At 72.6% G+C, this 4,397-nt stretch carries 5 protein-coding genes; 4 read left to right on the top strand and 1 reads right to left on the bottom strand.

Features of this window, described 5'->3' with window-relative positions; translation table 11 throughout:
• Window positions 1-45 precede the first annotated feature (45 nt).
• On the bottom strand, window positions 46-537 hold the full coding sequence (locus ACYVE9_RS17155; RefSeq protein ID WP_461028745.1) for a GNAT family N-acetyltransferase: 492 nt from the start codon (window positions 535-537) through the stop codon (window positions 46-48).
• 70 nt (window positions 538-607) lie between these two features.
• Between ACYVE9_RS17155 and ACYVE9_RS17150 the strand changes: the two genes are divergently transcribed.
• From ACYVE9_RS17150 to ACYVE9_RS17135, 4 genes are all read left to right on the top strand, one after another.
• Window positions 608-1,339 (top strand): HAD family hydrolase, encoded by a 732-nt coding sequence (locus ACYVE9_RS17150; protein WP_461028744.1) that lies wholly within the window; start codon window positions 608-610, stop codon window positions 1,337-1,339.
• A 333-nt stretch (window positions 1,340-1,672) separates the two neighbouring features.
• Window positions 1,673-1,798 (top strand): hypothetical protein, encoded by a 126-nt coding sequence (locus ACYVE9_RS17145; RefSeq protein WP_461028743.1) that lies wholly within the window; start codon window positions 1,673-1,675, stop codon window positions 1,796-1,798.
• 184 nt (window positions 1,799-1,982) lie between these two features.
• Window positions 1,983-3,026 (top strand): 3-isopropylmalate dehydrogenase, encoded by a 1,044-nt coding sequence (locus tag ACYVE9_RS17140; RefSeq protein WP_461028742.1) that lies wholly within the window; start codon window positions 1,983-1,985, stop codon window positions 3,024-3,026.
• Between the two features lie 208 nt (window positions 3,027-3,234).
• Window positions 3,235-4,338: a branched-chain amino acid aminotransferase gene (locus ACYVE9_RS17135; RefSeq protein ID WP_461028741.1), complete on the top strand. Its 1,104-nt coding sequence runs from the start codon at window positions 3,235-3,237 to the stop codon at window positions 4,336-4,338.
• Window positions 4,339-4,397: the final 59 nt, after the last annotated feature.

Raw genomic sequence — 4,397 nt, 5'->3', positions numbered from 1 at the left:
TGGGCCGTCCGGAACGGCCCCGGGCTCACCGCGTCGGCCGGTGGCTCACCGGACGGGGAGGGCGGCGACCACCTCGCCGTGCTCCAGCCCGCCGGTCGGCCGGAAGCCGAGTGAGGTGTACAGCCCGGCGGCGGGCAGGTTGTCCGGGTGGTAGGAGAGCCGGATCTCGCGGCAGTCCGGCTGCTCGGCGAGCCACGCGGTCAACGTGCGCATCGCCGCCCGCCCGATGCCCCGACCCTGGCACCCGGCGTCGACGATCATCCCGCCGACCCAGTGGCAGCCGTCCTCCTCGCTGCGGGCCCACATCACGTGCCCCACCACCTGACCGCCCGCCCGCACGGCCAGCGAGTGCCACTGGCCGCCGCGCATCGACAGCAGCAGGTAGCGGGCCGCCAGCGCGGCGACGAACTCCCGCTGCTCGTCGTGCGGCGCGATGTCGGCGACCGCGCGCCAGTTGTCGTCCGTCACCTCGTGCAGGGTGACGCGTTCCCCGAGCCGGTCCTGGTTTCCGTAGTCCACGATGGTGGATACGACCACAGTGAGAGCCGGCGCGCATCCCGTTAACGGTCGGGCCGGGCGGTCGCGCGGCGGAAGGCGGGCAGCGGGCATGGCGATCCGAGCGGTGCTCTGGGACGTGGACGACACCCTCTTCGACTACAGCGGAGCGGACCGGGCAGCCGCCCTGGCGCACCTCGCGGACGAGGGCCTGCTGGACGGCTACCCCACCCCGCAGGACGCGCTGGAGCACTGGGCCGCGGTGATGGAGCAGCAGTTCGCCCGGTTCCTCGCCGGGGAGGTCGACTTCGCCGGGCACCGCCGCGAGCGGGCACGCGGCGTGCTGGGACGGCCGCTGCCCGACGCGGAGGCGGACGCCTGGTTCGGTCGCTACGTGACCCGCTACGAGGCGGCGTGGGCGCTCTTCCCGGACGTGCTGCCCGTACTGGACGCGCTGGCCGACGGGTTCCGCCACGGCGTGCTGTCCAACTCCTCGACCGCCAACCAGGACCGCAAGCTGCGGACCCTGGGCGTTCGCGACCGGTTCGAGGTGCTGGTCTGCGCGGAGGACCTGCGGTGCGCCAAACCGGACCCGGCCGCGTTCGAGGCGGCCTGCGCGGCGATGGGCCTGCCGCCGCGCGAGGTCGTCTACGTCGGGGACCAGCTCGCCACCGACGCACGGGGCGCCCGGGCGGCCGGGCTGACCGGTGTCTGGCTGGACCGGTCCGGCGCCGGCGGGGAGTGGGCGCCGCGGATCCGCGGTCTGGACGAGTTGCCGGCCCTGCTCGGTTCGCTGGCTGCTCCGTCCCGGCGGCAGTCCCAGCAGTCCCAGCAGTCTCACTGAGCCCTTGGGCCTCACCCGTCACGCCGCCGCGCCCGTCGCCGGCTGCCGGGCCGGCTGCCGCAGAACCCGAGGTCACGGAGGTGTGACCGGTCCGCTCAAGCGCCGGTCCGGCGGTATTCGTCTCAGATAGTAGGAAGGCCAAGTATTCGGCGAGACATTACAGCCAAGCCCTCGTACCTTGGTGGGAGCCGGACGATTCGCTCCATCGAGCGAACGGCGGATGAGGCGCGGTGCCTCGGCGCAGGTGACCCCTGCCGCACCGCTCGCCCCCGCCCCTTGCGGCACGCATGAATCCGCTTTCTCTCGGGGTTTGTCTGCTGAAGGAGCTTGACCATGGAGACCACCGCCCACCGCCGTGCCCGCCACACCGCCGCCGACGAGGCCGACCGCAAGAAGGCCGCCGCCGCCCTCCAGCGTGCCCTCGACCGCCGGGACAACGGCGGCGCCACCGGGCACTGATCCGCCCTCGCACGCACGGGTGCGGGCGGGCGCCCCTCGTGGGTGTCCGCCCGCACCCGTGCCCGCCGTCCAACGGCGGCGGCCCGGGTGAACCGCCGTGCCCCGGGCGGGTGGACGCCCTGCCGGGTGTCCACATGGTGAAAGGGTTGTGTCAGCCCCTGGACGTCCTAGTAGTGTCCGCGGCATGGCGCGAAGCATCGATCTGGCAGTGATTCCCGGCGACGGCATCGGCCGGGAGGTCGTGTCCCAGGGCCTCAAGGTCCTGACCGCGGTCCTCCCGCAGGACGTCAAGCTGGAGACCAAGGAGTACCGGCTCGGAGCCGAGCGCTGGCATGCGACGGGGGAGACCCTGCCCGATGCCGAACTCGAACAGCTCAAGGGGCACGACGCGCTCCTGCTCGGAGCCATCGGTGACCCCTCGGTCCCGTCCGGTGTCCTGGAGCGGGGGCTGCTGCTCAAGCTGCGCTTCGCCTTCGACCACTATGTGAACCTCCGCCCCTCGAAGCTGTTCCCGCAGACGTCGACCCCGCTCGCCGGGCGCCCCGACATCGACTTCGTCGTGGTCCGCGAGGGCACCGAGGGCCCGTACGTCGGCAACGGCGGCAGCCTGCGCACCGGCACCCCCGCCGAGGTGGCCACCGAGGTCAGCCTCAACACCGCCCACGGCGTGGAGCGGGTCGTGCGGGACGCGTACGAGCGGGCCAACGCCCGTCCGCGCCGCAAGCTGACGCTGGTCCACAAGAACAACGTGCTGGTCTACGCCGGCCACCTGTGGAAGAACATCTTCGACCGGGTGGGCGCGGAGTACCCCGACGTCACCACCGACTACCTGCATGTCGACGCCGCCACGATCTTCCTGGTCAACGACCCGGCGCGGTTCGACGTGATCGTCACCGACAACCTCTTCGGTGACATCCTCACCGACCTCGCCGCCGCCATCTCCGGCGGTATCGGTCTCGCGGCCTCCGGCAACATCAACCCGACCGGGGAGTTCCCCTCGATGTTCGAGCCGGTGCACGGCTCCGCCCCGGACATCGCCGGCACGGGCAAGGCCGATCCCACCGCGACGGTCCTCTCCGTCGCGCTCCTGCTGCGGCACCTCGGCTTCGACGCCGAGGCCGGACGGATCGAGGACGCCGTCACCGCCGATCTCGCCGAGCGGGACCCGGCCGTGACGCGCACCACCGACCAGATCGGTGACGCGCTCGCGGTACGAGTAGCGAGCTAGCCCGACGCGTGCACAGCGCCGGGCCCACGCGCCCGGCCGCTGTGCTACTCGGCGGTTGGGTGCGACCATCTGCCCCAGAGGCCGCCACCCGTGTCCTCGACGCGGCATGCCACGCGCGATAATCGGACGCGGGGCCGCCGTGCGAGGAGAAACTCGGACGTCCCAGTACGTGTGCGGTCCGCCACGCCGATCAGTGAAGGACGCACTCATGACGACCCCCCGTATCGCTTTCGACCTCAAGCCCTCGTCCCGGCCGCTGGCCGACGCGGAGCGTGAGGCCGTGCTCGCAAACCCGGGCTTCGGCCGCCACTTCACCGACCACATGGTCACCATCAGGTGGACCGAGGGCCGGGGCTGGCACGACGCGCAGCTCGAACCGTACGCGCCGCTCCAGATGGACCCGGCGAACATGACGCTGCACTACGCCCAGGCCATCTTCGAAGGGCTCAAGGCGTTCCGGCAGGAGGACGGCTCGGTGGCGGTCTTCCGCCCGGACGCCAACGGCCGGCGCTTCCAGCGGTCCGCCCGCCGGCTGGCGATGCCGGAGCTGCCCGTCGAGACCTTCATCGAGGCGTGCGACCTGCTGGTCAAGCAGGACAAGGCGTGGGTCCCCGGCGTGGGTGAGCAGTCGCTCTACCTGCGGCCGTTCATGATCGCCACGGAGGTGGGCCTCGGGGTGCGGCCGGCCAACGAGTACCTGTTCCTGGTGATCGCCTCCCCGGCCGGCCCGTACTTCCCCGGTGGCGTCAAGCCTGTCTCGGTGTGGCTGTCCGAGGAGTACGTGCGGGCCGCCGCCGGCGGCACCGGCGAGGCCAAGTGCGCCGGCAACTACGCGGCCTCCCTCGTCGCCCAGGCCGAGGCCGCCCGGCACGGCTGCGACCAGGTGGTCTGGCTGGACGCCGTGGAGCGCCGCTGGGTCGAGGAGATGGGCGGCATGAACCTGTACTTCGTGCGGGGCACCGGCGCCGACGCCACGATCGTCACGCCGGAGCTCACCGGCACGCTGCTGCCTGGCATCACCCGCGACTCGCTGCTGAGCGTCGCCGCCGACCTGGGCTACGGCACCGAGGAGGTCCGGCTGTCCACCGACGACTGGCAGGCCGGCAACGCCGACGGCTCCATCTCGGAGGTCTTCGCCTGCGGCACCGCCGCGGCCATCACCCCGGTCGGCTCGGTCAAGTCCGCCCGCGCCCAGTGGACGGTCGGCGATGGGCAGCCCGGCGAGATCACCATGAAGCTGCGCGAGGCGCTGCTCGCCATCCAGACTGGCCGCGCCGCCGACCCGCACGGCTGGCTGCACACGCTCGGCTGACCCGACGACGAGCCGCTCGTCCCCCGGCGAAGCCGGTCACGGGCGTGCGCGCCGCCGCG

It is taken from the genome of Streptomyces sparsus (assembly GCF_054776295.1).
Note: the sequence above shows the minus strand (reverse complement) of the source record. Positions and strands in the feature narration are given on the sequence as shown.